This window comes from Rubrivirga sp. (assembly GCF_965213695.1).
GTDB lineage: Bacteria > Bacteroidota > Rhodothermia > Rhodothermales > Rubricoccaceae > Rubrivirga.
The window spans coordinates 2,492,919-2,517,545 of sequence record NZ_OZ243912.1; the positions used below are offsets into that span (position 1 = coordinate 2,492,919).

General features: G+C 65.7%; 23 protein-coding genes and 1 pseudogene. 16 read left to right on the top strand and 8 right to left on the bottom strand.

Annotation, left to right across the window (positions count from 1 at the left end):
* Positions 1-424 precede the first annotated feature (424 nt).
* On the bottom strand, positions 425-3,406 hold the full coding sequence (locus ACOOHE_RS10995; protein WP_420454127.1) for a WD40/YVTN/BNR-like repeat-containing protein: 2,982 nt from the start codon (positions 3,404-3,406) through the stop codon (positions 425-427).
* A 109-nt stretch (positions 3,407-3,515) separates the two neighbouring features.
* Between ACOOHE_RS10995 and ACOOHE_RS11000 the strand changes: the two genes are divergently transcribed.
* Positions 3,516-3,950 carry a YkvA family protein gene (locus tag ACOOHE_RS11000; RefSeq protein WP_420454128.1) on the top strand — a complete coding sequence of 145 codons (435 nt, stop codon included), beginning with the start codon at positions 3,516-3,518 and terminating at the stop codon, positions 3,948-3,950.
* 86 nt (positions 3,951-4,036) lie between these two features.
* Here ACOOHE_RS11000 and ACOOHE_RS11005 read toward each other — a convergent pair whose 3' ends face one another.
* A complete protein-coding gene (locus tag ACOOHE_RS11005) occupies positions 4,037-4,795 on the bottom strand; it encodes an endonuclease III domain-containing protein (RefSeq protein WP_420454129.1) in 759 nt (252 codons plus the stop codon).
* A gap of 76 nt (positions 4,796-4,871) precedes the next feature.
* On the opposite strand from ACOOHE_RS11005, the gene ACOOHE_RS11010 reads away from it, so the two are divergent.
* The 3 genes from ACOOHE_RS11010 (at position 4,872) to ACOOHE_RS11020 (ending at position 9,377) form a co-directional block, all read left to right on the top strand.
* Positions 4,872-5,342 carry a GNAT family N-acetyltransferase gene (locus tag ACOOHE_RS11010; protein WP_420454130.1) on the top strand — a complete coding sequence of 157 codons (471 nt, stop codon included), beginning with the start codon at positions 4,872-4,874 and terminating at the stop codon, positions 5,340-5,342.
* A gap of 298 nt (positions 5,343-5,640) precedes the next feature.
* Complete coding sequence (locus tag ACOOHE_RS11015; protein ID WP_420454131.1) at positions 5,641-7,185, top strand: hydroxymethylglutaryl-CoA reductase; 1,545 nt, start codon at positions 5,641-5,643, stop codon at positions 7,183-7,185.
* Between the two features lie 119 nt (positions 7,186-7,304).
* Positions 7,305-9,377, top strand: a complete 2,073-nt coding sequence (locus tag ACOOHE_RS11020) for an ABC1 kinase family protein (protein WP_420454132.1) — start codon at positions 7,305-7,307, stop codon at positions 9,375-9,377.
* Between the two features lie 34 nt (positions 9,378-9,411).
* Here ACOOHE_RS11020 and ACOOHE_RS11025 read toward each other — a convergent pair whose 3' ends face one another.
* Positions 9,412-10,431, bottom strand: coding sequence for an integron integrase (locus ACOOHE_RS11025; protein ID WP_420454133.1), 1,020 nt, complete (start codon positions 10,429-10,431; stop codon positions 9,412-9,414).
* Positions 10,432-10,598: 167 nt separating this feature from the next.
* Here ACOOHE_RS11025 and ACOOHE_RS11030 point away from each other — a divergent pair, with 167 nt between their 5' ends.
* Entirely contained in the window at positions 10,599-10,802 is a 204-nt protein-coding gene (locus tag ACOOHE_RS11030; protein ID WP_420454134.1) for a hypothetical protein, read from the top strand.
* 402 nt (positions 10,803-11,204) lie between these two features.
* On the top strand, positions 11,205-12,575 hold the full coding sequence (locus ACOOHE_RS11035; RefSeq protein WP_420454135.1) for a hypothetical protein: 1,371 nt from the start codon (positions 11,205-11,207) through the stop codon (positions 12,573-12,575).
* Between the two features lie 595 nt (positions 12,576-13,170).
* Here the strand turns inward: ACOOHE_RS11035 and ACOOHE_RS11040 are convergent.
* A complete protein-coding gene (locus tag ACOOHE_RS11040; protein WP_420454136.1) occupies positions 13,171-13,566 on the bottom strand; it encodes a hypothetical protein in 396 nt (131 codons plus the stop codon).
* A gap of 67 nt (positions 13,567-13,633) precedes the next feature.
* Here ACOOHE_RS11040 and ACOOHE_RS11045 point away from each other — a divergent pair, with 67 nt between their 5' ends.
* Together ACOOHE_RS11045 and ACOOHE_RS11050 are read left to right on the top strand one after the other, a co-directional pair.
* Positions 13,634-13,837, top strand: coding sequence for a hypothetical protein (locus ACOOHE_RS11045; RefSeq protein WP_420454134.1), 204 nt, complete (start codon positions 13,634-13,636; stop codon positions 13,835-13,837).
* Between the two features lie 339 nt (positions 13,838-14,176).
* Positions 14,177-15,550 carry a serine hydrolase domain-containing protein gene (locus ACOOHE_RS11050; protein ID WP_420454137.1) on the top strand — a complete coding sequence of 458 codons (1,374 nt, stop codon included), beginning with the start codon at positions 14,177-14,179 and terminating at the stop codon, positions 15,548-15,550.
* Positions 15,551-15,625: 75 nt separating this feature from the next.
* Here the strand turns inward: ACOOHE_RS11050 and ACOOHE_RS11055 are convergent, their stop codons facing one another.
* From ACOOHE_RS11055 to ACOOHE_RS11065, 3 genes and pseudogenes are all read right to left on the bottom strand, one after another.
* Positions 15,626-16,567, bottom strand: a complete 942-nt coding sequence (locus ACOOHE_RS11055; protein ID WP_420454138.1) for an integrase core domain-containing protein — start codon at positions 16,565-16,567, stop codon at positions 15,626-15,628.
* A 57-nt stretch (positions 16,568-16,624) separates the two neighbouring features.
* A protein-coding gene (locus tag ACOOHE_RS11060) for an IS3 family transposase (protein ID WP_420454139.1) occupies positions 16,625-17,790 on the bottom strand; the annotation gives its coding sequence in 2 pieces (ribosomal slippage) (positions 16,625-17,550 and positions 17,550-17,790; 1,167 coding nt in all).
* Between the two features lie 62 nt (positions 17,791-17,852).
* Positions 17,853-18,035 (bottom strand): annotated as a pseudogene (locus ACOOHE_RS11065) (helix-turn-helix domain-containing protein); the annotation flags it as partial.
* Positions 18,036-18,308: 273 nt separating this feature from the next.
* Between ACOOHE_RS11065 and ACOOHE_RS11070 the strand changes: the two are divergent.
* The 6 genes from ACOOHE_RS11070 (at position 18,309) to ACOOHE_RS11095 (ending at position 23,176) form a co-directional block, all read left to right on the top strand.
* Entirely contained in the window at positions 18,309-18,779 is a 471-nt protein-coding gene (locus ACOOHE_RS11070; RefSeq protein ID WP_420454140.1) for a hypothetical protein, read from the top strand.
* On the top strand, positions 18,763-18,951 hold the full coding sequence (locus tag ACOOHE_RS11075) for a hypothetical protein (RefSeq protein WP_420454141.1): 189 nt from the start codon (positions 18,763-18,765) through the stop codon (positions 18,949-18,951). The genes ACOOHE_RS11070 and ACOOHE_RS11075 overlap by 17 nt, the downstream gene beginning before the upstream one ends.
* 248 nt (positions 18,952-19,199) lie before the next feature.
* Positions 19,200-19,994, top strand: coding sequence for a DNA adenine methylase (locus tag ACOOHE_RS11080; protein WP_420454142.1), 795 nt, complete (start codon positions 19,200-19,202; stop codon positions 19,992-19,994).
* A gap of 14 nt (positions 19,995-20,008) precedes the next feature.
* Positions 20,009-21,055, top strand: coding sequence for a ParB/RepB/Spo0J family partition protein (locus ACOOHE_RS11085; protein ID WP_420454143.1), 1,047 nt, complete (start codon positions 20,009-20,011; stop codon positions 21,053-21,055).
* A 40-nt stretch (positions 21,056-21,095) separates the two neighbouring features.
* Positions 21,096-21,902 (top strand): phosphoribosyltransferase-like protein, encoded by an 807-nt coding sequence (locus tag ACOOHE_RS11090; RefSeq protein WP_420454144.1) that lies wholly within the window; start codon positions 21,096-21,098, stop codon positions 21,900-21,902.
* Positions 21,903-22,090: 188 nt separating this feature from the next.
* On the top strand, positions 22,091-23,176 hold the full coding sequence (locus ACOOHE_RS11095) for a YbjQ family protein (protein ID WP_420454145.1): 1,086 nt from the start codon (positions 22,091-22,093) through the stop codon (positions 23,174-23,176).
* A gap of 35 nt (positions 23,177-23,211) precedes the next feature.
* On the opposite strand, the gene ACOOHE_RS11100 is transcribed toward ACOOHE_RS11095, so the two are convergent.
* Positions 23,212-23,595 carry a hypothetical protein gene (locus tag ACOOHE_RS11100; protein WP_420454146.1) on the bottom strand — a complete coding sequence of 128 codons (384 nt, stop codon included), beginning with the start codon at positions 23,593-23,595 and terminating at the stop codon, positions 23,212-23,214.
* Between the two features lie 81 nt (positions 23,596-23,676).
* Here ACOOHE_RS11100 and ACOOHE_RS11105 point away from each other — a divergent pair, with 81 nt between their 5' ends.
* Both ACOOHE_RS11105 and ACOOHE_RS11110 read left to right on the top strand, forming a co-directional pair.
* Positions 23,677-24,123, top strand: a complete 447-nt coding sequence (locus ACOOHE_RS11105) for an alpha/beta fold hydrolase (RefSeq protein WP_420454147.1) — start codon at positions 23,677-23,679, stop codon at positions 24,121-24,123.
* 33 nt (positions 24,124-24,156) lie between these two features.
* Positions 24,157-24,612 (top strand): alpha/beta fold hydrolase, encoded by a 456-nt coding sequence (locus tag ACOOHE_RS11110; RefSeq protein WP_420454148.1) that lies wholly within the window; start codon positions 24,157-24,159, stop codon positions 24,610-24,612.
* Positions 24,613-24,627: the final 15 nt, after the last annotated feature.

Consider the following 24,627-nt stretch of genomic DNA (forward strand, 5'->3'; position numbering starts at 1 on the left):
CCTGGCAATAGTGTCGTGACCGTTTGGTCGCGGGCCCGACCCCCCGTCCGTCCGCCCCTCGCTCCGCTCGATGGACGCGCGGACGGTCCCCCGTCAAGGGCAGGGTCGCTACGTTCTAATCGGGCCCACAGATCGAGCACGTAACAACAAGAGTCATCCCCGCGAAGGCGGGGACCCATGCGGGGCCCAGCCAACGAGCAGGACCGTATGGATCCCCGCCTGCGCGGGGATGACTCGTTGTATTTGAGGAGCCGAAGAAAGAACGTAGCAGCCCTGCCCTTCAAGGGGGACAGCTCCTCGACCTGGGAGCCCTTCGGCTCCGCTCAGGACAGGCTCAGCGACCGGGAGGGGAGCGGGGGGTCGGCCCACGAGCAATTTGGCATCACGCTAGAGGCCCGGACGGCCTACGGCCCGTTTGTCTCGGCTACGGCATCTTCTTGCGGGCCCGGCTCCGCGGCTCCGGCCCGGCCTCGACCACCAAGGGCGCCGTCGCCGTCTGCCCGCCGACGCGGACCTCGACGGTGTACGCGCCGGGGACGAGGTAGAACGCGCCCGTGTCCTCGCCCGCCTCGTCGCCGTCGGCCAGCGCGCGGTCGGCGCGGAGGTCGTAGGTGAGCAGGTTGAGGCCGGGCTCGGCCGCGTCGTCCCACGTGCGGACGGGCTCGCCGTCGGCGTCGAGCACGCGGACGCGGGCCGTGCCCGTCGCCGTCGTCCAGTAGCCGATCTCGAGCGACGGCTCGGGCGGGTCGGCCCAGGTGTAGCCGCGCGTGCCCCAGCCCTCGCGGTGCGTCGTGGTGTCGGGCGGGAAGACCCAGAGGGCCCGGCCCGTCACCTCCGGCGTGAGTCGGCTGACGAGGTCGATGTCGGCGATCCACAGCGACCGGCCGTGCGTGCCGACGACGAGGTCGCGCTCGCGCGCCTGAACGACGAGGTCGTGGACGGGGACGTTGGGCAGGACGCGGCTCGACGCCCCGTCGTCGGCGCCGTCGAAGGGGCCGCCGGGCTCGGGCGGCGCGGCACGCTGGCCGTGGAACGCCGAGAACGTCGCGCCCCCGTCGAGCGAGACGTAGAGCCCGCCGTCGGTCCCGACGTAGACGAGGTCGGCGTGGTGCGGGTCTTCCCGGGCCACGTTGACCGGCTCGGCCGGCAAGTCGAGCCCGATCCGGGTCCACGTTCGCCCGAGGTCGTCCGACCGGAAGACGTAGCTGGCGAAGTGGTCCCAGCGGTAGCCGTTGAGCGCGACGAGCAAGCGCCCGCGCTCGTGGCCCGAGAGCTCGACGCGCGAGACCCAGAGGTCGACGGGCAGGCCGGCCGAGCGGTTTTGCCACGTCCGCCCGCCGTCCTCGGTCACCCAGACGTGGCCGTCGTCGGTGCCGGCGGCGAGCAGGCCGAACTCAAGCGGCGACTCGTGGAGCGAGGTGAGGGTGCCGAAGGGGACGTCGCCCGGCGTGCCGCCGTCGGTGAGGTCGTCCGAGAGGGCCTCCCACGTCTCGCCTCGGTCGAACGAACGGTGGACCTTGTTCGAGCCGAGGTACAAGACGTCCGGGAGGTGGCGGCTGAGCCAGATCGGCGTCTGCCAGTTAAAGCGGAACGGCCGCTCGCCGAGCTCGTGCTGCGGCACGATCCGGTCGGCGTCGGCGTCGCCGCTCCGGTGCGTGCGGAAGTAGTTGCCGAACTGGAAGCCGGTGTAGACCGTCCCGTCGCGGTCGTCGACTTGGACCTGCATCCCGTCGCCGCCCAGGAGCCGGCGGTACGGGTAGTCGCCCTCGGCCCGCCACCCGGGCGACGGGTCGTAGTCGCTCGGGCCGACCCAGACGCCGTTGTCCTGCAACCCGCCGTAGACGTTGTACGGCGTGGCGTCGTCGACCTGGACGGTGTAGAACTGGCCGACGGCCGGCCGGTTGAGCTTGGTCCACGTCGCGCCGCCGTCGTACGTCAGGTTGAGGCCGCCGTCGTTGCCCGAGACCATGAACCCGCGCCGCTCGGGGTCGTGCCACAGGTCGTGGTGGTCCACGTGGACGTGCGGGGCGTCGGCGCGCTGCCACGTGGCTCCGCCGTCGACGGAGCCGACGAGGGGGACGCCGAGCACGAACAGCCGGTCGGCGTCGTGGGGGTCCACGCGGACGACGCCGAAGTAGTAGCCGTACGAGTAGAACAGGTCGTCGAGCGGGCCGTCGTGCGTCCGCGTCCAGGTCCGGCCGCGGTCGTCGGAGCGGTAGACCTCGGCCCCGACGACGGGCGTGTCGAAAAGCTGGGCGTTGGCGTCTTCGAGGAAGGCCACCAGGTCGGCCGGCGAGGTCCGGCCGTCGCGGACGTCTTCCAGGATCGACTCGGCGGTGTAGCTGTAGGGGACGTTGTTGGCGTCGAGGAACGCGTTGAGGTCGTCCTCGGCCAGCTCGAGGAACGCCTCGCGCGAGATCGTCCGCAGGACGTCGCGCGTGACGGCCGGCGCGTCCGGGTCGTCCTCCTCGGGCCGCCGCGCCTGGTTGTCGACGACGGCGAACACGACGCCGCTCGGGTGGACGTCGACGCCGATCCGCCCGACATCGGCGCCGGTCGGGAAGCCGGAGCCCTCGACGGTGAGCCGCGTCCAGGTCGCGCCGCCGTCGTCGCTCGCCCAGACGGCCGAGCCCGGGCCGCCCTCGCGGAAGTCCCACGCGCGGCGGCCCCGCGTCCAGGTGCTCGCGTAGAGCCGGCCCGAGGACGGGTCGCGGACCAGGTCGATGGCGCCGGTGTCGTCGTCGACGAAGAGGACGCGCGTCCACGTGGCCCCGCCGTCGGTCGTCCGGTAGACGCCGCGCTCGGGGTTCGGCGAGTACAGGTGGCCGACGGCGGCGAGCACGGCCACGTCGGGGTCGGCCGGGTCGAGGACGACGCTCCCGATGTGGTGCGTCTCCGCCAGCCCGAGGTGGGCCCAGGTCGCCCCGCCGTCGGTGCTCCGGTAGACGCCCGTGCCGGCGTACGACGACCGCGACGAGTTCGACTCGCCGGTCCCGACCCACAGCGTCGGCCCGTCGCCCTCGGGGTCGCGCCAGTCGACGGCCACGTCGCCGATGGTGATCGTCGGTTGGTGGTCGAAGACGGGGGTAAAGCTGGCGCCGCCGTTCGAGGTCGTCCACAGGCCGCCCGAGGCGTAGGCCACGACGAACGTGGACGGGTCGCCGGGCTTCCCGACGACGGCCGTCACGCGCCCGCTCATCACCGTCGGGCCGACCGACCGGAACCCCACCTCGGCGACGGGCGAGCGGTCGGCGAGCCGCTGGCGCTGGCCCGCGTCGAGGCGCGCAGCCGCGGGCGTCGGGGCGACGGCGTTGGCGGGGAGCGGGACGACGGGGTCGACGTTCTGCGCCCCGACCGGGACGGCGAGGGCGCAGCAGACGAGGGCGAGGAGCGAGAGGCGGGGCATCGGTCGGTCGAAGGACGGCCCAAAGGTAGCTGGCTCGCGCGGGCACGGAGACGGCCGAACCCCCGTTGAGGGTGGACCGTACGTTGCCCACTCTCTCCCCCCGACCGCCGTGTCCAAGCCCGACCGCTCTACCGCCCGCCGCGGGCTCCGCCTCGTCCACGACGACGCCGAGGACCTCGCCGCCAACCCGAGCCGGCTCCGCGCCGTCATCCGCCGGGCCCAGACCCAGCTCCGCGAGGACCGCAGCCGCATCGGCTCGCTCCGCGCCGACATGCCGCGACTGACCCGGCTCGCGAGCGCCATCGCCCGCGGCGAGTACCGGCACCTGCCGTGGAAGAGCGTGGTGCTGGTCGTCGCCGGCCTCTTGTACTTCGTGATGCCGGCCGACCTGATCCCGGACTTCATCCTGGGCACCGGGTTCTTGGACGACGCCGTCGTGGTGGCCTACGTGATGAAGGCGATCCGCGACGACTTGGCTCGGTTCGAGGACTGGGAGCTCCAGAACGCCCCGGCCGACCCGGAGACGCTCAACCCGCCGTACTGAGTGCCATCAGGGGCGACTCGCCGAGTCGCCCCCACGGACGACCTCGGGGATGGGGACAACCTCCGACGGTGGTCCTGGAGCGGGCGTCAGTCGCCTGAACGGGTCCCACCCCGGAGCCGGTCCTCCTTCCCCGGCCACACGCACAGGTCGACGACCGGGCAGCGGGGGCAGTCGGGCCGGCGCCAGAAGCAGCACTTCTGGCCGTGGAGCATCAGCGCCTCGTGGTGGTCGTAGACCTGCTGGGCGTCCCAATCGGCCGGGATCAGCGCCGCGAGCGCGTCGTGCGACGGGCCGACGGCCAGGCTCTTGGGGATCAGCCCCAACCGCTGGGCCACGCGGTGGTGGTGGCTGTCGACGGGCAGCGCGGGGATCCGGAGCCGGCTGAACAGGAGCACGGCCGCGCTCGTCTTCGGCCCGACGCCCTTGAACGCCTGGAGCCACCGGCGGGCGCGGTCGGCGGGCCAGTCGGCGAGGGCGTCGAGCCCCAGCCCGTCGGTCTCGGGCGCGTCGGTGATCGCGCGCAGGACGGCCTGGACGCGCGGCGCCTTCTGCTCGGGCCAGGTGCACGGCGCGAGCGCGTCCTCGACCTCGGCCGTCGGCGCGTCCCTCACCTCTTCCCATGTCGGGAAGCGCTCGCGGAGCCGGTGGTAGGCGCGGGCGCTGTCGGCGTTTTTCGTGCGGTGCGACAAGAGCGCCGAGACGAGCTCGCTCAGCGGGTCCTTGTCGGAGAAGAACGGGACGGGGCAGCCGTAGGCGTGGCACAGCCGGTCGTGGATGGCGAGCGCCTTGGCGCGGAGCGCGTCCGTCTCGGCGGCGGGGTCTCGGGGCGGGTCGAACAGGTCCATCGGGGTCGGACGAGCGCGGCCCGGCGCGGTTTGTCGTCGGCTAGCTTTTGGGGCCCCGCCCGATGCCCGCCTCTCGATGCCCACCGTCCGCCGCGTCCCCGCCGCCGTCGTCCGCCCGCTGCGGACCGAGATCCTGCGCCCGGGCTGGACCGACCGGCTGGCGACCTACGACCAGGACGAGACCGTCGCCGTCCACGTCGCCGCCTTCCGCGAGGGGCGCGAGGTGCCCGAGGGCGTGGCGACGGTCTACGCCGAGCCGCCGCCGCACGCGAACCGGGACGAGATCCCCGCGGCGGCCTATGGCGACGGCGCGAGCTGGCGCCTGCGGGGGATGGCGACGTCGGACGCGGCGCGCGGGACCGGGCTCGGCCGGTCGGTGCTGGAGGAGTCGTTCGCCGTCGTCCGCGACGGGGGCGGCCGGTTCCTGTGGTGCAACGCTCGCTTGGTGGCCGTCCCGTTCTACGAGCGGCTGGGGATGACGGCCGTCGGGCCGGAGTTCGACATCCCGGGCATCGGGCCGCACTACGTGATGTGGCGGGAGGTGTAGGGGGGGGGCGGAGAGCACGGAGAGCACGGAGAGCACGGAGAGCACGGAGAGCACGGAGAGCACGGAGAGCACGGAGAGCACGGAAGGTGGCGGCGGTCGCGACGGACGGCAAGCCTAAACGGGGCCCCGCTCTCGTCGCTCTCCCCGGGGAGCGGGTCTCTCCGCGCGCTCGGCGGCGTCAGCAGCGCTCTCCCCGCGAAGCGGGTCTCTCCATGCTTTCGGCGGCGCCAGCCACCCCGGCGCTCGCGCGGCCGGAAGCGGTTCGCGCTAGCTTCACGGTCCTCCCTCCCCCGCCCCGATGAAGATCCCCTCGCTCGTCCTCCGCCAGCTGTACACGAACGGGAGCCTGACCCCGACCGGCGACGGCGTCTCGTTCTCGCTCAAGAACCGGCTGACCGACGCCCGCCTGACGGCGCTCAAGAGCGTCACGGTCGACGGCACCGAGGTCTCGGCCGACGACCTCACGCTGACGCTCGACGGGGGCGGGACGGTCCGCGCCTCCGAGGTCTCGTCGTCGAACCCGGTCGACTTCCCGCTCCGGCGCGTGGTGACCGTCCACGTGCCCGGGGTCGAGGCCGGCGAGGGCGTCCACAAGCTCCAGCTCCAGTTCGCCATCGAGGGGATGGGCGACCTGTCGTTCAAGGTCAAGGACTCCGTCGCCGCCGAGCGGCCCGACCGCGTGACGGTCCCCAGGGACCGCCAGGACGACTACGCCGAGGGCGCCATCCGGGAGCGCCAGCGGTTCGTCCAGGAGTACACCGGGACCCCGATGGAGCACGTGACCCAGTACTCGTTCGACCCCCACATCGCCGCCGGCAACGTCGAGTCGTTCATCGGCGTGGCCCAGGTGCCGATCGGCGTGGCCGGCCCGCTCCAGGTCAACGGCGAGCACGCCCAAGGCGAGTTCCTCATCCCGCTCGCGACGGCCGAGGGGACGCTCGTCGCGAGCTACAACCGGGGGATGAAGGTGCTCAACCTGTCCGGAGGCGTGAAGTGCACGATCTCGGACGACGCGATGCAGCGGGCGCCCGTCTTCATCTTCGAGGACGCCCGGGGCGCCCGCGACTTCAAGGACTGGCTGGACGAGAACTTCGACGAGATCGCGGCCCAAGCCGAAGCCACGACCTCGGTCGGCAAGCTGAAGAACATCGACACCTACTTGTCGAACCACTTCGCGTTCAGCCGCTTCAACTTCTCGACGGGCGACGCGGCGGGCCAGAACATGGTCGGGCGGGCCACCTTCGCGGCGTGCTCGTGGATCCTGGAGACGAACGACACGATCCGGCGGTTTTATCTCGAGTCCAACTTCGCGACCGACAAGAAGGCGTCGATGGTCAACATCATGAAGACGCGCGGCAAGCGGGTCACGGCCGAGTGCAAGATCTCGGGCGACGTGTTGCGCGAGGTGATGCGGGTCGAGCCGAAGGGGCTGGCGTACCACTGGGGCGTCGCGGCCGGGATCGGGAGCGTGCTCTCGGGCGCCAACAACAACGGGCTCCACAGCCCGAACGGGATCACGGCCATGTTCATCGCGACGGGCCAGGACGTGGCGAACGTGTCCGAGTCGTCGGCGGCCATCCTCTACGCCGAGCACACCGACGACGACGACCTCTACCTCTCGATCACGATCCCGTCGCTCATCGTGGCCACCTACGGCGGGGGCACGAGCCTGGCGACCCAGCGCGAGTGCTTGGAGATGTTGGGGTGCTACGGCAAGGACGGCGTGATGAAGCTGGCCGAGATCGTGGCCGGCGTCGTGCTGGCGGGCGAGGTCTCGCTCGCGTCGGCGATCTCGTCGAACGACTGGGTGTCGAGCCACGAGAAGTTCGGCCGGAATCGGTAGAGGTCGAGCGGGTTCAGCGGGTCTCGCGAGTTACGCGAGTTCGCGGGACGAATCACTCCCTCGCGCTGTGCGGACCCGCCGGACCTGCGGAACCCGCGCGACTCGCGTAACCTCTCCCCATGCCCCCTCCCGACCGCCTTCCCCGCGACCCAGAGCCCGTGCCGGTCTCGGAGATCACGCCCGAGTCCCACGCCCCGGACGCGGCAGGGCCGGCCGGAGCCCCCGAGGGCGACGGGGCGGCCGACACGGTCCGCGACGAGCCGTCGGTCACAGCAGCCGAGCGCCAAGCGGACCGCGACGGCGACGCCCGCCCGCCCGGCCCCGGCGGCGACAACGCGACGGCGACGGTCCACGGCGAGGCCGGCCCCGGCCCGGTCCGCGCCGACCCCACGGACCCGCTCGCGCCGACGCCCCCCGCCGAGACCGAGCGGGCCGTGGCCGCGGACCTCCGCCGGCTCGCCCGGCTCCGCCAGCGGGCGGGGACGACCGACGTGCCCGCGCTCGACGACGGGACGGAGGTCGCCCGCCAGGCCGGGTTCGAGGTCATGGACGTCGGCGAGCCGCCGACGCTGGTGCGGCGCTACTTCACGACGCTCCGCCACGCGACGGGCCTGGTCTACGGGAGCGCCGTCGCCGTAGCGCGCGACCGCGAGCAGTTCGCGTTCGTCAAGGGGTTCCCGCTCTTCCTGATCCGGCTGGCGGCCTTCTTCGTCCGCCCGCTCGTCATGCGGAGCCTCCGCGACCTGCCCATCGAGAAGCAACTCCGGCGGCGGCTCGAGCTGCTCGGCCCGACCTACATCAAGCTCGGCCAGGTGCTGGCGCTCCGCGAGGACCTGCTGCCGCCGTTCATCACGGAGGAGCTGAAAAACTTGCTGGACCGGCTCCCGGTGATGCCGTTCCCCGAGTACCTCGACCGCGTCGCGAAAGGGCTCGGCCGCCCCGTCGACGAGATGTTCGCTCACATCGACCCGAAGCCGCTGGGGAGCGCGTCGATCGGCCAGATCCACGCGGCGACGACGGTCGGCGGCGACGACGTGATCTTGAAGGTGGTCAAGCCGCACATCTACGTGGTCTTAAAACGGGACGCGCGGCTGCTGGGCTTTTTCGGGTCGTTCCTCCAGGTGTTCTTCTCGCGGTACCAGCCCAAAAAGGTGCTCGACGAGTTCGCCGAGTACACGCTCAAGGAGGTCGACCTCCGTCGCGAGGCGGACAACGCGGAGCAGATGGCGATCAACTTCGCCGACCAGCCGGACATCCGGTTCCCCAGGATCTACCGCGAGTACTCGAGCCGCCTGGTCCTGACCATGGAGCGGTTCCGAGGCATCCGCCCGGACACGCCCGAGAGCACGGCGCTGCCGCTGGAGGCTCGGGAGCGGCTGGTGGACCTGGGCGCGCTCTCGATCATCCGGATGCTGTACCAGGACGGCTTCTTCCACGCCGACCTCCACCCCGGCAACATGTTCGTGCTCGACACCGAGCCCGACGCCGAGGGCGAGGTCCGCCCCAAGGTCGGGTTCATCGACCTCGGCATGGTCGGCTACTTCGACGGCGACCTCCGGCGGACGCTGCTCTACTACTACTTCTCCCTCGTCACGGGCGACGCCGAGAACGCGGCGCGCTACCTCGCGTCGGTCTCGGAGGCCGGCAAGAAGGCGGACCCGCGCGGGTTCCAGCGGGCCGTCGCCGAGCTGTGCCGGCGGTTCTACCGGGCCCAGCGGCACGGCGAGGTCAACGTGGGCCAGCTCATCATGGAGTCGGTCGGGCTGGCGGGCCAGTACCGGATGTACTTCCCGGTCGAGCTGGTCCTCATGACGAAGGCCCTGGTGACGTTCGAGGGCGTCGGCCAGACGTTGCTGCCCGGGTTCGACGTGGCCGAGGTGAGCCGGACCCACGTCAATAAGCTGTTCATGAGCCAGTTCAACCCGGTCGCGCTCTTGAAGGAGAGCTTCCGCGGGGCGCCCGAGCTGGTCGACCTCATCGTCAAGAGCCCGACGCTGCTGGCCGAGGGCATCCGCTTTTTGGAGACGCGCGTCCGCAACCCGCAGGCGTCGCCGCTGGCCGGCCTGCGGATGGCGCTGCTCTCGGGCGCGAGCCTGGTCGCCGGGACGCTGGCCGTCTCGACGGGCGGGCCGTGGTTCTTGTGGGCGCCGCTGTTCGCGCTCGCGGCCGGGTTCGCGCTCAAGCGGTCGTAGAGCGGGCGGGGCCAGCGCCCTCTCTCCCCGCCCGTCACCCGGGACGGCCGGCCCCGGCGGTCGGGGCCCCGGCGGGCGGAGCGGCGAGGCGGTCGAGCGGGCTCCGCACGCCGAGCCCGTTGAGGCCGGCGACGTGCGTGTACACCTGGGTGGTGGCCAGCTTGGCGTGGCCGAGGAGCTCCTGCACGGTGCGGATGTCGGCGCCGTCCTGGAGGAGGTGCGTGGCGAACGAGTGGCGGAGCGTGTGGCACGTCGCCCGCTTGTCGATGCCGGCCTCGCGGGCCGCCCTCGCGACGGCCTTCTGGACGGTGGAGGCCGAGAGGTGGTGCCGGTGCGTCCGCCCGGTCCGGGGGTCGGTGCTGAGCCGGGGGCTGGGGAACACGAACTGCCACCCGAGACGGCGGGCGGCGCCGGGGCTCTTGCGCCCGTACGCCTCGGGGAGACGGGCCTCGCCGTGCCCCTCGTCGAGGTCGCTCCGGTGGAGGGCGCGGACGGCCTGGACCTGCCGCCGGAGCGGCTCGACGAGGACGTCGGGGAGAACGGTCGGGCGGTCCTTGTCCCCCTTCCCCCGGCGGACTGTGAGCTGGCGGTGCTCCAGGTCGACGTCCTTCACGCGGAGACGGAGCGCCCCGCTCACACGAAGGCCGGCGCCGTAGAGCAGCCGAGCGACGAGCCCGGACGCCCCGCCGGTGTGACCGAGCAAGGCGGCCACCTCGGGCCGGGAGAGGACGGCCGGCAGGCGCGGCGGCTTCCGCACGCGGACGAGCCCGGACAACGCGCCGAGCGGACGGTCCAGGACGGCGTCGTAGAGGAACAGGAGGGCCGAGAGGGCCTGCGTCTGGGTGCTCGCGGCGACGTCGTGGTCGTTGGCGAGGTGGCTGAGGAACGCGGTCACGTCGGCCTCGGCGAGCCGGGCGGGGTGGACCCACCGGCCGGCCCGCGCGGCGGCGTGCCGGGTGTAACGCTCGATCCAGCGGAGGTACGTCTGCTCGGTCCGGTAGCTGAGGTGGCGGACGCGGGCGGCCCGGCGGGCGCGGTCGAGGAGGGCGGACATGGGGCGGTCTCCAGGTGGGGTAGGCGTCGGCCATAAGTACGAACGGCGCCTCTTATGCGTAAGGGGCGGGGTGTATACTTCCCCAGCCCGCCCCTTATGCGGACTCGCCGCAGGGGGCTCTCCGCAGAAGTACTGGTTCTACCGCGCTCAGCCATCCCCGAAACGACATGGAATCTGAGACTCAGCCAATCGGGATGGTGGACGAGTGCGTCGAGTCGTATCGGGTGGAGCAGCGCCCCGACGGCGGTGCCAGCATCCGAATCGAGATCGACCCGCGGTTCGCTGCGCTCTGGATGGTTCGGCTCAGTGATCTCACGACTACGATGCGGGAGATCAAGCAGTACGAGCCGGATGACTGGCGGCGTTCATAGGCGGGGCGCGGTAGAACCCACCGCTGCAGGCCGACCCTAGGCGCCAGCGTTCTCGGGTTCGCCGGGCCGTCGCCGCTTCCGTAGCTTCGGGCTACCGCTGCGCCCTCAGCCTAGGGCGGCTGAGCGGTCCACTGTTCTACGGCCTAAGTGACGAATCCAGCGAGTCCAGACTCAACTCAAACTAGTCTTATGAGCACCAGCGCACAATCAGAGTTGGAACCCGAAATGTCAGGGCTAGAAGATCACAGAATAGGGCTACTCCGCAATCTTATCAGTGAGAGCTTTCGGATTAGACGCAATCATAGTCCTGTCTATGTGGATATAGGCTCTAATCTGGAACGGATAAGATCAAAACAGCATCAAGTAATATTTGGAAGGCGGGGATCAGGTAAGTCATGCCTCATGGTCCATTTTTTGGACACTATTGAGTCAGAAGGCCAAAGTAAGTCAGTATACATTTTGATGGATGAGCACAAGAGGTTGAAGTACCCCGATGTCTTAATTCGGCTTGTCATAGATATTTTAGATGGACTGCCTGTCCCCTTTCGCCGTACCAGACGATTTTTCCGTGCGCCCGCAAGGCCCGACAAGCAAATATCTAAATTGCGCAGCCTCTTAGACAGTGCTGATGAGTCGGACGTTGTCCAGAAAGACAGTCGTGAAAGCTCAGATTCCTTGAAGGGCTCGGCTTCCAGATTTGGGGCTACTGGTGAGGCACACACTAGCTCTCGGCACGCTACTGATCGGACGGCCTCATTCCGAGAGAAAAAGCTAGACTATCTAGAACGCCACATCCGAGATTTTAAAGACTCGATCTTGAAATATCAGAGCGATCATCACCATCATTCATACTTAGCGATTGACGATTTCTATCTAGCCAATCCAGATGTACAGCCGGACATAATAGATTACATACATCGATTGGTCAGGGATTCAAGCATGTATTTGAAGCTTGCTACCGTACGGCATCGGACTAGGCTTTCTAGGAATTATCCTCAGACTGTTGGCCTGGAACTGTCTCAGGATGCTGAGTCGATCGATCTAGATAGAACCTTTGAAGATTTTGACTCCACGCGGAAGTTCTTGTCAGAAATGCTTGACTCTCTGGGGCGGCAAGTCGGAATCAACAATGTCTCAGAAGAGGCTTTCAACCCTGAGGCTTTTGAGGCGCTCACGCTCGCCTCAGGCGGAGTGCCGCGTGATTTCCTTACGACATTTAGCTTTGCTGTTGAATCAGCGCTAGCGTCAAGTAACAAGCGGTGGCTAACACCTACTAGTGTTTACAAAGGTGCCAGTCGTCTCGCATGGCAGACAAAACTCAGCCTAATGAGAGAGGATGTGAGCGGAGACGCCGACGGCTTAGAGAGATTGCTGACTGACCTGTTGGATTTCTGTTTGAACGATCATAAAAAAACAGCGTTTCTAGTAAGTCAAAATGAAGCTCAGTCAAATGCTGAGATATTTGAGAGGATTCAGCAGCTAATGGACTTTAAGCTGATACACGTTGTGGAACCAGATACGTCCGCAGCCTCTGGTCGCCAGGGCAGGTACGCAGCCTACACGCTTGATTTCTCTTTTTTTATGGAGCCACGACGGCGCGGTATCGATATCGTCGAATTCTGGAAAATCGACGATCAGAGGCGTCGGAAGGGTATTCGCGAAGCCCCGGTATATCCTCTCATTCGCGCTCAGCAGGTTTTCGAGGATACTAGTTCACCTACCGACCCCAAAGAGGTGCTTGCTGCGTCTGACACTTCACAGCTAGGGCCGTAGAACCCGCCGCTGCAGGCCGACAAAGGGCGCCAGCGTTCTCGCGCTGTCTGGGGTCCGGCGTATCTTGCGCTCCGCCCCGCCGCCCCGCTCGGTGCCCTTTGCGGCTGAGCGTCTATCTGTTCTACGGCGCACGTGCTCGGCTGCGAGCGCACCACGCTGTCCGGTCCTGCTCCGCCCGCGACGCTGTGCCTGGCCGGCTGGCGGAGCGCTCCGGCCGGGTCGTGCCGGCTGAGGCCGCCAGCGCGTCGGGGGTTCCGGCCCGCGTGCTCCACCGTCGCCCGCCCAGCCCCGTCCAGGGGACCGGCCGACCGTCGCCTCCGCGCCCGGTCCTCGTGCTCGCTCGCAGCCCCTCCGGGCGCCCGTCCCGCGCCGGCCGCCCCGAGCGGCGGCCCGCGCCCACTGTGCTTGGGGTGGCGTTCGGTGCTCCGGCCGGGCGGAAGGGGAGAATGCTCGGGCACGGGTGCGGGGGCGCCGTAGAACCCGCCGCTGCAGGCCGACATAGAGGGCACGCCCGCTTGGGCTCGTCCAGGCTTCTGCGTTTCCGTAGCTTCGTTCTACCGCTGCGCCGCCCTCTATGCGGCTGAGCGTCCATCTGTTACACGGCCTCCGGCGTCTCAGCCGTGCGCAGGATGAGGAGCGCATCGGTGGCGGGCCAGCGGCCCGTTCGCGTGTACTCATGGACGTAGTGGAGTGAGCCTTTGTACCGAACGTGCGGCCCCCTGCGGCCCCGGTCCACGATCACCCGCTCCACGGTGTCCACATGACGGTAGCGGCGCTCGTGAAACAGAATGCCCGAGACGTATTCCTCCCCCACGGCGGGGAGGTCTCGGAGGCTGGCAATGGAGGACCGCTCATTGGCAAGGCCGAGATCCTGTACGACGTGTACAGGCAAGCGCCGTGCTCGGGCCGTGTAACCCGCCGCTGCACGGCCGACCCCAAGCGCCAGCGGTGCGGCACGTTCGGGCGTCGGCGTTTTCGTCGCTTCGATCATGGTCTCAGTTGCTTGGGGCGGGTGAGCGGCCCCCTGTTCTACCGCGCTCAGCCATCCCCGAAACGACATGGAATCTGAGACTCAGCCAATCGGGATGGTGGACGAGTGCGTCGAGTCGTATCGGGTGGAGCAGCGCCCCGACGGCGGTGCCAGCATCCGAATCGAGATCGACCCGCGGTTCGCTGCGCTCTGGATGGTTCGGCTCAGTGATCTCACGACTACGATGCGGGAGATCAAGCAGTACGAGCCGGATGACTGGCGGCGTTCATAGGCGGGGCGCGGTAGAACCCACCGCTGCAGGCCGACCCTAGGCGCCAGCGTTCTCGGGTTCGCCGGGCCGTCGCCGCTTCCGTAGCTTCGGGCTACCGCTGCGCCCTCAGCCTAGGGCGGCTGAGCGGTCCACTGTTATACCGCCCCCCACGGCTTTCTCTCGGCAACCAAGATGCTATACACCATCCGAGCCTCGGTAGCCTTCGTAGTCCTTACTGTTGGACTGAGCGCGTGCGGGCAGCAGCGGCCTCCGCTCGCGCCAAACAGCGAGACGACCAGCCATCAGGCGGGCGTGGGATCGCCTGAGCAGGCCGGAGTACGTTCGGCTCCGCTCGCCGAAATGATCGCCCACATCCGGGACAACGACATCAACGTCCACAATGTGACCGTGCTGCGCGGTGGCGACGCCGTTCTCGACGTGGACTTCTACCCGTACTTGGGGGACGTGCCCCACGACGTGGCTTCGGTCACGAAAAGCATCACCTCTACCCTCGTCGGCATCGCGGTTGACGAGGGTTTGATCGAGAGTGTGGACGTACCCGTGCTCTCGTTCTTCCCGGACGTTGACCTCGACAGCCCGAGCGAGAGGCTGGACCGGCTCACGCTCCGGCACCTCCTCACGATGACCTCCGGGTTCTGCTCGGACTTCGCCGGTGGCGAGGCGCAACTCGACGCCATGCGCCAGTCTGATGATGCCGTGCGGTTCATGCTGAACCAGCCGCTCCTCCACGAGCCGGGCGAGCACTTCGCCTACTGCTCCGGGGCCTCGCAACTGCTCTCCGCCGTCGTCACGGAGGCAACAGGGGTGAACGCCGAAGCCTACGCCGAGTCCCGCCTGTTCGGCCCGCTTGGGATCGAGGAGGTCATTTGGCCGACGGACCCGCAGGGCAACAACACCGGGTGGGGCGACCTCTTCATCCGCCCAACCGATCTCGCCAAGATCGGGCAACTCTTCCTTCAACGGGGCGAGTGGGAAGGGGAGCGTCTGGTCTCGGAAGCGTGGGTGGACGAGGCTACGATGCAGCAAGTAGCCGACGGGGAAGAGGGGTACGGTTTCCGGTGGTGGGTCCCGAACTCGCTGCCCGGCCTCTACGAAGGACGCGGGCGGGGCGGCCAGCGGCTGGTCGTCTGGCCGCAGCAAGAGCTGGTCGTCGTCATGATCGGGAGTGGGTTCGATCCAGGCGAGCTTGGCGGGTTCATCGTTGAGGCGCTCACGTCCGAAGGCCCGCTCCCTGCGGACCCCGAGGCAGACGCCCGGCTCCGCGAGCAGATTGCACTTGCGGCATCGCCCCCTCCTCCCGGCCCGACCGCTCCGCTTCCCGCAGCGGCCCGCTCGGTCTCGGGACACCGCTACACGTTCTCTCCGAATGAGGTTGGCCTTGCAGCCTTCCGGTTCGACTTCGACGGTGGCGACGAGGCGACGTTCACGCTCACGCTCGACAGCCCCCGGTCGCAGGAGTTCGGAGACCGCGTTACGACGGTCGGCCTCGACGGCCGCTACCGGATCACGCCGTCGAGCCGGTTTGACCTCCCTGTCGCGGCGCGCGGGTATTGGGAGGACGAACAGACCTTCCGGTTCGACTACGACGAGTTCGCCAACAACCACCTCTACGACATCGCCATTCGGTTCAACGGCGACGAGGCTGTGCTGACGCTAAGCGAAGGCACGGGGCTGTTCGACGTGACTGTGGAGGCAACGCGAGATGAACCATGACCGGGCGCTTTCGCAATGTAGGAGCCGGGGAGATAGGTAACAGTTTAGACCGGGCACATCGGTAACACTTTCGGCTCAAGCTACGGCGGCCTGAAGCTTGAAGTCGCGCTCGTCGAGCCGCGCCAGCAGCACGTCGTAGAAGTAGACCGACCACACCCCGTCGTCTACCTCCTCGAAGGCGATCCACTCGTGCCCGAGCGCTTGGCTGATGAAGAGCTGCTGCCGCTTCCACTTGTAGGTGCCACACTTCGAGACCCACCGTACCTCGAAGTGCGCCGGATACTCCGGCTCCGATAGCGTCTCGGGCAGTGCCCGCTCGGAGCGGCGGTAGTGCGAAGCCGGGGTGTCGCCGCCGAGTGCCTCGTGGGGGCGCTCTTCGTTGAACTCCGCGCGGAAGCCGTCGAAGCGATCCTGTTGCTGCTCCCGATTCCGCTCGGGCGGGCGCGTCGTCTCTGCCTTGAGGTCCCTGTGCATCCGCTCGTGTCGACCATTCTGCTGCGGGCGGCCCGGCTCGATGCGGTGGTGCGTGATGCCCAGTTTGATCCACCACACCGAGAGCCGGGAGAGGCCGCAGAGCGCCTGTGTAGCGAAGGGGACCCCGTTATCGGTGCGGATCGCAGATGGGAGGCCGTAGGTGTGGAAGAGCCGCTCGAACTGCGCCTTCGCCCCGTCCTGCTTGACCGACGGCAGGCCCGTGCAGCCGAGCACGTAGCGCGAGTGCGCGTCGGCCACCGTCAGGGGGTAGCAGTAGAGGCCGTCGAGCGTCTTGAACTCGCCCTTGAAGTCGGCGCTCCAGACCTCGTTCGGAGCGGTGGTAGTCAGCGGCACCGCCCCCGGATGCCGCGCCGTGCGCCGCCGTCGGCGTGGCTCGACCAGACCATGGCGCTTGAGGATGGTCCCGACCGTCGAGGGCATCGGCAGCACGAGGGCGGGGTGACGCGGGGCGAGGTAGTCGAGGAGCTTGCGTGGCCCCCACCGTGGGTGCGCCTCCCGGCAGGCGACGAGGAGAGCCTCCACCTCCGGCGGGGTCTGGTGGGGGCACGTCTTTGGAGTGAACCCGCTTCGGTGGACGGTTTAGGAGTATGAGGCGGCGAGCGCCCCGTGGTGTTTCTGCTCGTGTGCGATCGGAGAGTCGTAGCCGAGCGCGGAATGGCGGCGTCGTGGATTGTACCAGCCCTCAATGAACTGGAAAAGGGCCATCCGAGCCTCAGCCTTCGTCGCCCACCGGCGCCGGTCGATCAGTTCGCATTCGAGCGTCGCGAAGAAGCTCTCGCACATCGCGTTGTCGAAGCAGTCGCCGATGCTGCCGAGCGACGGACGGACGCCGGCCTCGCGGCACCGAGCGCCGAAGGCCAGAGACGTGTATTGGCACCCGTGATCCGAGTGGTGGACGACGCTGTCGGGCTTCCGCTGAGCCACGGCCATGTCGAGGGCCGCCAGCACGAGCTCCGTCCGGAGGTGCCCGGCCATCGCCCAGCCGACGATCCGGCGGCTGAAGACGTCGAGGACCACGGCCAGGTAGAGGAAGCCCGAGCCCGTCGGGACGTACGTGATGTCGGCGACCCAGAGCGCGTCGGGCCGGTCGGCCGTGAACTCGCGCTCGACGAGGTCCGGCCCCTTCGGCGTACCAGCCGTGCGCGTCGTGGTCGTGGGGCCTCGGCGCCGGGTGACGCCGACGATGCCGTGCTGGCGCATGAGCCGCGCGACGCGCTTCTTGCCGACGCGGAAGCCCGCCTCCTTGAGGTCCTCGTGGATGCGGAGCGCGCCGTACGAGCCATCGGAAGCCGCGTGGGAGGCCCGGATGGCCTCGGCGATCTCGACGTCGCGCTCGGCCCGTGCCGACGGTGGGCGGTCGCGCCATGCGTAGTAGCCGCTCCGGGAGACGCGGAGGACGTCGGCCATGACGGCGACGGGGAAGGTGGCTTGGTGCGCCCTCATGAACTCGAAGGCCTCGACGGCACCGAGTCGGTCTCCCGAGCGAACCAAGCCGCGGCTTTTGCGAGGATGTCGCGCTCCTGCTGGAGCCTGCGGTTCTCCTTGCGGAGCCGGTCCAACTCGTCGCGGTCGGCCTCAGCGGCTCGGGCGAGCGGAGACGGGTCGGCCTTCTTGATCCACGCTCGGATCGTGTGCTCGGTCGGCTCGAACTCGCGCGCGAGCTCGGCGACGGAGCGGCCTGCGTGGTGGAGCTCGACGATCTGCTCGCGGAACTCGAGCGGGTAGGCGGGGCGGGTGCGGGGCATAGAACCTCAGGTCTGGGGACAACTGGAAGATTGTCCACCGTACCGGGTTCACTCCACTTCGGGGCGCGGTTCTGATCAGCAAGGCCGTCGAGGCCGCCCTCCTCGAAGCGGCCGAGCCACTTGTAGCCGGTCTTGCGGCTGACGTTGAAGCGAGCGCAGAGCTCGGTCATGGAGTAGAGGCCCTGCTGATGGGCGAGGACGAAGCGGGCGCGTTCGGTCATGGGGCAGGTCTTTATCCAGGGCATAGCGCATCGGGGCTGGTGATGGACTATGCCGGTGAACGGATCTGTTACCCATGTTGCCGGTCAGAAGTGTTACCCATGTACCCGGTCCGTACACAGGGTCGGCATAACCCGCCGCTGCAGGCCGACCGAGGGCGTCAGCGTTCTTGCGCTGGGCGGGGCGGCGGCGCATCTTGCTCTCCGATCGACCATCCCGCCCTCAGCCCTCGGCGGCTGAGCGTCCATCTGTTACACCGCCTTGCGCTCTGCCAAACCGAGCCTCCGTATTTTGGCGGCATGAAGCAGCAGCGCATCTACACCGACACCTCCGTCATCGGCGGATGCTTCGACGCCGAGTTTGCAGCTTGGTCAAACGGGCTGATGCAGGACTTCCGCCTCGGCCTCCTCGTCCCCGTCCTCTCGGTGGTCGTCGCCGCTGAGATCGAACCAGCCCCAGAGCCTGTCCGAGATCAGTATGCAGAACTGGTCCAGCTTGGAGCCGAGGTGCTCGAACTGAATGACGACGTCCGGGACCTCGCCGCTGCGTACAATTCGCGTCGCATCCTGCCACCGAAGTACTCGAACGACGCGCTCCACATCGCGCTGGCGACGGTGACCGGGGTAGACGTTCTCGTAAGCTGGAACTTCCGTCACATCGTACGCTTCGATAAGATCCGGCTGTTCAACGCCGTCAACATCGAGCAGGGCTACAAGCCCGTCCAGATCTATTCGCCTCGGGAGGTAACGAGCTATGGAAAAGAAGACTGATCTCAGGATCGACGCCGTAGCGGAGGTTCGCCGCATCCGCGACGCCCAGCACGAACAGCTCGAAGGCCAACCGTGGGAGGCTAGGGTTGCGTTCTTTCGCCGACGCGCAGCCGAGTTGAACGAGTCGCTAGTCAAAGCCGGAAAGCTCGGTGCCAACAGGTCGGCGGTGTAACCCGCCGCTGCACGCCGACGCAGGGCGTCAGCGTTATCGGCTCGTCCGGGCTTCGGCGTATTCTGTGCCTCGTCCAACCGTGGTGCTGTTTGCCCTGCGCGGGTGAGCGGCCCCCTGTTATACAGATGCTCCCACCGCGAGGCGAACAACGATCAGACGATGCGGACCGGCAGAGCGGGCTCGCCGGATCTAAATGAAGCCGACGCGTATCTTCCACTCAGTTCACCTCTGAACCAAGCCTCCCTGCTTTGAGCCTCAAACCATTTTTGCGCTGGGCTGGCAGCAAAAGAAAGCTTATCCCTAAGCTTGAGCGGTATTGGGACGGCTCGGCCGACAGATACGTTGAGCCCTTTGCTGGTTCAGCGTGCCTGTACTTCCACCTGAACCCGGAAAGAGCTCTGCTGTCAGACATAAACACAGAGTTGGTCTTGGCCTACAAGAGCATAAAGAGTGACTACGAGGCGGTATTCGAGGCGCTCAATCGCTTGCCAACTGGAAAAGACGGTTATTATACTGTCAGGTCCAGCGAGAAGGAGTCGATGTGCGACATCGATGTGGCGGCTAGATTCATATACCTGAACCGATACTGCTTCAACGGACTGTACAGAACAAACAGAAAGGGAATTTTCAACGTTCCTTATGGGGGCGAGAAATCCGGAAGTTTGCCCACGCTGAAGGAGCTTAGTCGGTATAGTGCCTTTCTTTCGAATACAGAGATAGAGAATTGTGACTTTAGAGACATTTTGCATAAAGTTAGAAGCGGCGATTTTGTTTACATGGATCCACCCTTCAGCGTGCGCGCTAGGAGAGTGTTCAATGAATACGATGCTTCAGTATTCAGCGAATCTGATCTAAGCGATCTCAGAAATTGGATGCTCAAGCTAGATGATAATGGCATCAGTTTCGTAGTTAGTTATGCTGAATGCGACGAGGCCTCCTCGTTGGCAGAGGGGTTTTCCTATGACGTAGTGTCTGTCCGCAGGAATATCTCGGGATTTGCCAAAAACCGAAAGATTGTAAACGAGATAATGATTTACAACTAAACAGATAAGACGCTATGAGTTTGTTTTCCTCCAAGAGTCAAAGCAATGAGCCCAGGGAGCTCCAGGTTGAGAGCCCAGTGGTCCCGAGAGGGAGTTTGCTAGAACTCAAGGTCAGCCAGATAAACCCGAGTCGAAATAACCCTCGAAGGCTGTTTGATGCGGAGCCGCTGAAGCAGCTTCGGGAGAGCATCAAGCTCCACGGGGTGCTTGTACCTCTGACTGTCTACAAACTACCAGGGCAGGACAAGTACGCTATCGTAGACGGAGAGAGGAGATTCCGCTGCTGCGAGGACCTTGAGAAGGAAGGTCATTCTGTTCTGGTGCCAGCAAATGTTGTCGAGGCACCTAGCAAAACTGCCTCTCTGATTTATATGTTCAATATCCACAGCTTTCGCGAGCAGTGGGAATTGATGCCAACCGCCCTAGGTCTTCGAGAGGTGATGGACAGCCTCGGGGTGACAGACACGGGTGAACTCAGCGAGATCACTGGACTGAGTACGCCGCAGGTCGAGAGGTGTAAAATTATACTATCTTATGATAAGAAATATCAGATGATGTCTATGGATCCAGACTCTAAGAAGCGGATCCCGTCCAACTTCTGGGTAGAGCTGCACCCTGTGCTTCAGCTAGTCGAGGAGCACAACCAACCTTTGCAGGAGCAGATTGGTACGGATGGCATCATAAACAGACTCGTCGAGAAGTACCGCAACGGAAAAATCAAAAGCGTGATACATTTTCGGCGTGTTAGAGAGGCTTACGAGGTCTCGTTGTCTAACGGCGATGTCGATGTGGTATCTGACAGGCTTAGAGAGTTTGTACTTGACCCGGAGTTGGAAACGCGACGAGCGTTCGATGGATTTATAATCGACAACCGAAAAGTTCAAAAAGCAGTTGATGCCTGCGATTCGTTCATCGACTCGATATCGAAGGCAAAATTGAGTTATGAGATCGATGGTCGAGACGAGGTTATAGCAAAGATGGAGGCAGTGATTAGATACGCGGTGTCTGTAATTGATCAGCTAAAGGGAACTGATCCTTCCGAGTCTGAAGACGACTCTTAACTTGGCTGCTCAAGCGTTTATGTGACCAAAGGGATGGCTCATGTCCAAGGTGTACGCCAGGAAGTTTCCTGGCTATCGGCCGCGCTATGTGGATAGCAAGGTCATTCTTGATTGGGCGATCCAATTTCCAAAGCCAGCAAGGAGTAGGGTGCTCGGTCTTTTGGACCACATCATATACGTATCTGAAGAGGATGCAACCGATTCATTGCGGCAGCTTAATAACCGTATCGTAACCAGCCTGGGGAGAGACGGCGTAGGCATACCTAATATAATTTATATACAGATTGACGATGCGGGCAGTAGTAGTCCAGTGATGCTTAGTATGCTGAAAAACGTTTGCAATCTAGAGCGCTTGGGAGCTCTTTTCAAGGACAGCCGAGACCTAGAAGGCATTGTCGAGTCGACAAGCAGTTTAAGAGAGGGTGCGATTGTGTACGTTGACGACTTTTCGGCGACTGGAGATCAGTTTATGAAAAACAGAAAAAACGTATCCGAGTATATAACCGGCAACTTTTCAGAATTCTTTCTTGCGCCATGTCTTTGCGAAGAGGCTAGAAACAAGATAGAGGGATCAGGTGTGAAGGTCGTTACAAGTCTTGTGCATACCCGTGACGAGCGTCCTCTCCGCCCGGAGTCAGATGTCCTTGACGAAGAAGACAGAAAGGAGCTTTTGGAACTATCAAAGATGTCAGGGGAAAGAAATCCACTTGGCTACGGCGGCGTCGGATCTATGGTAGTGTTCTGGCGAGGTGCCCCAAACAATACCCTACCGTTGATTAGAGGCAACTATCTGCAGGATCGAATCAAAGGAGTGTTTCCACGTGCAGATCACCTGCCCCCGCTCTAGGTATTCATGGTTCATGCTGTAAACAATAGCCCCGCATCTGTATAACCCGCGGCTGCACGCCGACGAAGGGCTCTAGCGTTCCCGCGCTGTCCGACCGTCGGCGTACCCTGCGCTCCGAACCATCATCAGCGGTCTTTGCCCTTCGCGGGTGAGCCGCCAACTGTCATAGCGCGCTACCCTTTCGCTCAATGATCCGAAACCGAAACGTCGTAGCCACCACCACTGCCACGCTCGAAGGGTACGAGACGAAGGCGTACCTCGGCGTGGTCTCTGCCCACGTCGTAGCCGGGACTGGACTGTTCAGCGACGTGTTTGCTTTGTTCTCAGACATCTTCGGCGGGCGCTCCCGTTCGTACCAGAAGCAACTGGCGGCGATCAACGACGAGGCGATCGAGTTGCTGAAATCGAAGGCAGTCGCCCTCGGCGCGAACTGCGTTCTTGGCCTCCGGCTGGACCACGACGAGATTGCTGGGGGTGGTAAGAGTATGTTCATGGTCACGGCGACTGGAACCGCCGCTGTGACCGAACGGTCGAGCGATCCGCAGGCCAGCGTCTCACAGACTACCGCCGCCCTCTCGGCAGACGAGTTGGACGTTCTCTCACGTCGAGACGTCATTGTTCAGTCGGTGCAAAAGGGCAAGTTCCGCCTTGATGAATCGACTTGGGAGTTCATAATCTCTAACCAAGTTTCGGAAGTAGCACCCACCGTTCTGACCGCGGTGGAAAGGTCGCACCGCGAGCCTTATGCCTTCGGCGGCGACTTTCAGGAGCGGGCTACTGCCTACTTCATGAGCCTACCGGATGCTGAAGTGAAGCAACTTCTGCACCCGGTCGTCCGAGACGGTACGGATGAGATGCGAAAGTTTGCCGTTAGCATTCTCTCGGAGTTGAACCTGCTTGATCTAGACGCAGCGGAGGAAATGCTGGTGTCCGACGACTTCGAGGTTCGGAAACACTCGCTCCCGCTGTTGCGGTTACACAAGAGTTTGTACTCGCCTGACGACGCTGAGCGCTTCGACCGGATTCGTGAGCAAGTTGAGACATCGTTTGATGATCGAGGGAAGATAGTTGAGGTAGACCAAGTGTTCTCCTCCAAGACAAAGCAGAAGTGGGAATGCGAGTGCGGGGCGGTTAACGCTATGGAGGACCAGTTCTGCCCGAAGTGCCAGCATGACATTTCTGGATTCAAGCAGAAGGAGATTCGTCCGGACAGCGTCGTTCGACTCTTGGCATGGAAGTCCGCAGCTATCAGGAGGACATTCGATTCCTCATAAATCCGCCGCGCGGTATAAGTACTGGTTACACGGCCTCAAACGCCGCCGTTGTCCGCGAGCATCTGTCGGTAGTCCTCGCTGAGTGGCCGGAGGTCGGGAATCAGGTCCTCAATCTCGTCCACCATGCAAAGCCGGGCGAGGTCGTCCATTGGTTCCTGCTGCAAACGCCAGTGGAGCGAGGCGAGGGCCGCGCCCAGGTCTCTCCGCGTCGGTTGCCGGTTGCTCAGGACCCGGCGGGCGGCTTCGATCTGTGTCGCCACCTCGGGCTGGCGGCGGAGGTCGTCGGCGTCCACGTAGGGCACGCCGCGCGCGTCCCATTTCACATACGGCTCGGGCTGCGGTGCTCGGGGCCGTGTAACCCGCCGCTGCAAGCCGACGAAGGGCGCCAGCGTTTTCAGTCGTTCGAGAAGTCGTCGCATCCGTCGCTTTCGGTGTAGGTTTCGGGCCTCAGCCCTTCGCGGTTGACCGGCCCGCTGTTAGCTCGCGCTCCAACACAACCTATGAACGAGGCCATTTGGATCGAGACCAACGGCGCTCGGCAGTTCGTCTCGCTCCGGGGACGCGGCGCGATGCCGGTCTTGCTCATCCACGGTGGCCCGGGCGCCTCGCTTCTCCCCTCCGCCCGCCAGATCGCGCGGGGGACGCAACTCGAAGCCGACTTCGCCCTGGCCTATTGGGAGCAGCGGGGGACCGGCCGTTCGCGGGGCGAACTCAACGAGAGCGACCTCTCGCTTGACACCGTGCTCTCCGACGCCGTCGCAGTCGCCGAGCACCTCGCTGAGCGGTTCGGACGCGCGCCGCTCATCGTCGGCCACTCGTGGGGGACCGTCGTCGGCGTGCTCCTCGCTCGGGACCGGCCCGACCTCGCCGCCGCCTACGTCGGCGCGGCACAAGTCGTGAACGTCCGGGACCAAGAGGCGATGTCAACGGCGTGGGCTCGGGACTAAGCCACGCGACGCGGTAACCGGGCCGCGCTCCGAGTGCTGGACCGGCTCGGTCCCCCTCCCCACACGGCGGTCGGGATGCTCCGCCAGCGGGCCGTGCTCGCGCGCTTCGGCGGCATCCGGCACGGATACGGGCACCGTGCGCTCGTCGCCTCCGGCCTCCGCGACTACCTCACGACGCCGGAGTACACGGCTCGGGACCTCTGGCGACAGGCCCGGGACCCCGCGTTCTCGCTCCGCGCGCTCATGCCCGACAAGCTGACGGTGGACCTCATGGCGCTCGCTCCGAGCCTCTCCGTTCCGGCGTGGTTCATCGCTGGGGTCCACGACCAGATCACCCCGAACTCCCTCGTCGAGAAGTACGTCGGCGCGCTGGACGCTCCGGCAGGTAAGCACCTCGTACCGTTCGAGCACTCGGCCCACTACTCTTTCCTGGCAGAGCCGCGGCGTTTTGAGGGCGTGATCCGTGACGCCGTAGCCAGCGCGCGCTAACTCGCCGCTCCAGGC